The following is a 4,713-nucleotide window of genomic DNA, read 5'->3' on the forward strand; positions in this document are numbered from 1 at the left end:
ACCCGGGGCGGTTCAGTGACTTTGGTCTGCCTTCCAATGTCAGCTTGAGTGCTCATGCGCTACCTCAGTAAATATCGAGTTGGAGGGTGACTTTCTGACCCATCTGGGAGAGGGTTATGAAAGGAGTCACGGGTAAGCGGTACACACGAGTTCCATCGCCGGAAGCGAGCGTGTTATCGAATGCAGTTTGGAAGTCCTGTCTGGTTCGGACGTAAAGATTCCCGTCGTACTGCCAAATCTGGGTTTGAGAAGGAACTGCGCCTTGCGCCTTCACCTGCTTGGCGTCCTTTGGCGGGATTCCATCCAAGAACGCCTGCAACAGGTCGTCGTACAGCGCGATCTTGCCAGGCCCCATCACAGCAGCTTTGGCCAGTGGGCCTCGACCTGGAACACGAAGGTCAAGTCGAGCGTCGTAAACCCTCGCGCGGTCCTTATCTCCATCTGGTTCGCCGCTGACGATCTTGACGATTACCGGCGTCGTTGCCCCTTCCAAGTACAAAGCCAGGCTCCCAGTCTCATAAGGCGATGGAGTCGACACGACGACTGTATGAGTTCCTTGCAGCCATTCAGCGGTGTAAAGATCTGGGTTAGATACGCGTGGCGTTGCTGCCAGTGGCCAAGGTGCTCCTGTTGAATCCAGAACAATTAAGTTGGACAGCTCGCCTGGAACTACACGTAGCACAGGCATCGACGCTCCAGGGCTCAGATCAACAGACACGCTGGAAATACGGGGAATACCCCGCACTGGCTGCCAAGCCTTGGCCTTGCGCGTGTTCTCCAAAGCTTGACGCATTTGTTTGATTTGCTCAGGTGTGAATGGCTGAGCAACCTCCATGGCACTGTCAAAGTGCTCATTTTCAGGAGGGTTTAGCGGGGGCAGAGGAGCAGTGCCGTTTTGCGGTTGACCTCCCGCGGGTTCCCCCGAAACCGCATAATTGGCCGGTCCGTAGTTACTCTGCGGAAATGCATTCTGCATCTGAGGATTCACCCCAGGCTGCGCTGCGCCAGGCGCAGCTGGAAAACCTGGCTGTCGAGCAGGGCCTTCAACCCGAACCCATTGTCCGCCGCTTGGCGCTTGAACCGGCTGTTGTTGTGGTTGGGCTACTGGCTGCTGTTGTGGTTGGGCTTGCGCACCATTGGCTTGCTGCTCTGCATGAGCCGTACCGATCGCGAGCGCCAAAACAGAAGCGACGAAGACTGATTTCATCATTTTTGAATTCCTCATTACCTGGGCGTGGTGACAATGCCGTCCAGCCCTACACCCACGACGGAATCCAGTGTGGGAATACGTGCGACAGGCACTTTGGCGATGAATCGCTTGGGTTGAAGGTCGGTGGTTTGTCCCACCAATTTGATCTCGATCGGGACTTCGATATGGCGTATGTACACACCGTCAACCATCTCGGATTTCACAAGAACCCCGGTTTCGGTAGTGACAGTCATGTTCATGCGCTTGGTTTTGACGAGGTCCAGGTAACCTGCTGACTGGAGCTGATCCAGGTACTGCGCGAACCCACGTTTAGTCCAATCGCCACGAACGTTTTCAAGCTGTTGCCTGTAGTCAGTGAAATTGATTGTCATCGAGCGGTTCAGCGCGTCTCGGGCAAACTGAATTGCCTCGGCATCAGTGATGTATGGTTCATCCAGAGGAACCAACCTGATGATGCGAAGCCCGTCGGCCGCGAAATACACGTAATGCGGATGCATCACAAACCAACCGAACACGCAGTTCAGGCCGATCGACATCACAAGACCCCAAGAAAGGACCAGGTTTGACTTGACGATGCTGGTCGTATGCTTGGCCACCTGCTTGCGGTCATTCAGATCGCGTGCAATTGGGTCGATTACATCTTGGTTTTGATGAAGCCTTTCAGCAATTACCTTCAGCTCTTGTTCAAATGCTGCCCGCCCGAGATCTTCACTCGATCCGAGCTTGGCTGAATTAGGCGCTGCGGCGTCCTGAATGTCGGTCATGTGTGTCCCTCCGTTTTCCGTATTCTAACCATGATGCGGAATCGGTCAACACAAAAACACTATTGTCTTGCCAGTAATCACGAGGGCCGCAAGGTTTCGAGGTTTACGCCATACCTACAATACGAAAATGCCGGTAGTGGCAGAATGATTTCATGTCGGTTCGTACTTCACCGATTTTTTCCGGTTCACTTCGTATTTCACCGACAAAAAAGGCGCTGTAATGCGCTCTCTACCCCCCAAATAACGGGCCTTTGGAGGGTTTCACTGGCATATGAATGCAGGAGACGTGTCGTGACCACCGTTAACACTCGATCAACATGGTTCGTACATCACCGATGAGGTTTTTTTTCTCGAGGAACAACTCGTATATCGCCGATTTCCAGTCTCGTACATCACCGATACCTGGCTCGTATATCGCCGATGAGCAAACTCGTATTTCACCGACGCTCATTGAGCCTGATGGACCCCAAATCAATAGGCGGATACACAAAGGGGGTTGGAGGTAGATGCAGGTGACCGGTCGCACAAACGTGCAGATTGTATAGTGAAAATCGGTTCTGGAATCAGCACGAAAGCCAGTAAATACGCGGGTTTCAGCGGGTTGACGGGAGAAATGTGAGGCTCTAGCCTTCGCCACAACCTGCTCAATGAATGGCACTTTTTAGGAAGGTTTTATCGAAAGGCCGAGCGTTTTTTAGAGTGATCCGGCCACGTTGCCGGGCAAAAAAAAGAGCCCACACATCTGGTCCTGGCAGATCGATGACGTGAGGGCCCCTTTCAGGTAATTCGAGTATGGACACCTGCATTCTGCTGCGCAATACGTGGCATGAGCTTTTTCGCCCTGAATTTGCTGGCCTTTTCATTGAGGCCTCTTGGTGAACAATCTCATCACCAAAGGTTCGACGGCTCCGGCGCACCCTGGATACTTCCAGCCCGTGTCAGCTATGAGCCGTGTCCTCGAAGAGGCCGCATACCTGGCACGCTGCAGCGACAACAAAACTGCTATGAGGGTGCGTCCGCGAGAATACGCGATCCGCTACCCCTACATGCAGGTGAACCGTCCCGGTCGCGTGTCATGGCTCGTTTTCGATCTGGACCATGCCAACTCCCTGATTTGGGAGGAGCATGGTTTGCCATCACCAAACCTCATTGTGCGTAATAGAAACTCCGGCAACTCGCACCTCTACTACGCGATTGCGCCGGTATGTACTACTGAGAAAGCCCGTGAGAAGCCAATCGAGTACATGAAAGCCGTCTACGACAGTATGGCTGCGTTGCTCAAAGCAGATCCTGATTATCACGGTGGTCCAGTTGCTAAAACACCAGGCCACCCCTGGTGGCTAACCACCGAATTGCACAATCATGTCTATGAACTGGGCGAGCTTGCTGAAGAGCTGGATCTGGCCAGGCCGATGCCTTTGTGGTCGAAAGGACCAGATATGGATGCAGTCTCCCATTCGAGGCACTGCACCTTGTTCGAACGTGTTCGTTTCTACGCTTACAGCATCGTCAATGCAGAGCGAGCGGATGGTTACTTCGAATCTTTTTACTCCAGGGTGCTTGCCCAGTGCCATAACGACAACCGTTTCCGCACTCGAGAGCGTTATAACGACCTGCCCTTGTCATCAGTGCGAGCCACTGCGAAATCGATTGCTCGCTGGACCTGGTCGCACTACTTCGGTCGAGGCGACTACCACCGAGGCGTTATGGAGCTTGATAGGTCGCTGCCGTTGGAAAAGCGGCAAAGCATGGCAGCTAATAGAACACATTCAGTCAGGAAGAATCAGACCGAACACAAGATCCGTCGAGCCTGTCGGCAGTTGATCTCAAGTGGAGCAGCTCTCACGCAAACCGCGATCGCACAGGCAGCAGGCGTGTCTCGGCAAACTGTGGCCAAGTACAAATCAGTCATCGCTGAATCACAGACCCCATCGGTTGTACCACTGCGAACGAAACAAACACCTTCTCCCAGCTCTGCGTGCTTGCCGGCAAGTCAAGACAGTGGGTGTGAGCCAACAGATGTCACTGTAAAGAATGCTGTATATCAGGTACCTGCCCCCTCCGGGGCTGCTTTGCTTCCGTCGTTGCCTGATTAGACCGGTAGGTTGTGCGGTCACATTGGGAGTGTTTCGACACACTGAACCACCAGCTTTCGATTCACTTGCCTCTTGAATTGCTTTTACGTCGACCAGGTGTGAGCCTTCTGTCTGAGAGGGCATGCTCCTACGAGAATTCTGGTGATGCTTACCCTTGCAACCCCCTTAGATTTCAACGTAGACCATCCTTTTTTTTCGGTGACGTGCTTAACCATCGCCGATTCCTAATTAGGGCCAGATCCTCTAAAAACCTCTAGCGTACGTACGTACGTACGCTATAATTCTTCCTGAAGCGTCCCTGCTTTCCCGGCGGCTACCGGGTTGAATTTTTCTAGGAGTGTTTAGGATGAATCCTGTGCAAATGGGCTTGAGTTTTGATGAAACGGTTGCTGAAACTGCTTTCAGTGGTAGTGAGAGCTGGTCATCGCCTGAGTACACCCACGATGCTTACAATGCTTTGTTGGATACTGCATTTGCCCGTTTGCACACAGTGCCTACCGAGATATTTCCATTTTTTCAGCAAGGTATTGAATCCTGCTTCCAAGCCCTTTTGCAGGAAAAACGCTGCGGTACCGATACCGTTCAATCCGGTTCGTTTTCTTGGCGATCTGCATTGCCGGTATCCTTGATGCATAGGAATTTC

General features: G+C 52.7%; 4 protein-coding genes. 2 read left to right on the plus strand and 2 right to left on the minus strand.

What is annotated here, in order from left to right:
• Positions 1–64: 64 nt before the first annotated feature.
• Positions 65–1,210 (minus strand): DotH/IcmK family type IV secretion protein, encoded by a 1,146-nt coding sequence (locus ALO64_RS01855; protein WP_052508594.1) that lies wholly within the window; start codon positions 1,208–1,210, stop codon positions 65–67.
• Between the two features lie 14 nt (positions 1,211–1,224).
• Positions 1,225–1,974, minus strand: coding sequence for a DotI/IcmL/TraM family protein (locus ALO64_RS01860; protein ID WP_044345571.1), 750 nt, complete (start codon positions 1,972–1,974; stop codon positions 1,225–1,227).
• An 875-nt stretch (positions 1,975–2,849) separates the two neighbouring features.
• Between ALO64_RS01860 and ALO64_RS01865 the strand changes: the two genes are divergently transcribed.
• The gene (locus tag ALO64_RS01865; RefSeq protein WP_044345572.1) at positions 2,850–4,070 is read left to right on the plus strand and encodes a replication initiation protein; all 1,221 of its coding nucleotides are present in this window, start codon (positions 2,850–2,852) and stop codon (positions 4,068–4,070) included.
• Between the two features lie 346 nt (positions 4,071–4,416).
• Positions 4,417–4,713, plus strand: a 297-nt coding sequence (locus ALO64_RS24935; protein ID WP_157058610.1) for a hypothetical protein, incomplete at its 3' end; no start/stop codon positions are given.

This window comes from Pseudomonas meliae (genome assembly GCF_001400515.1).
Classification (GTDB): domain Bacteria; phylum Pseudomonadota; class Gammaproteobacteria; order Pseudomonadales; family Pseudomonadaceae; genus Aquipseudomonas; species Aquipseudomonas amygdali.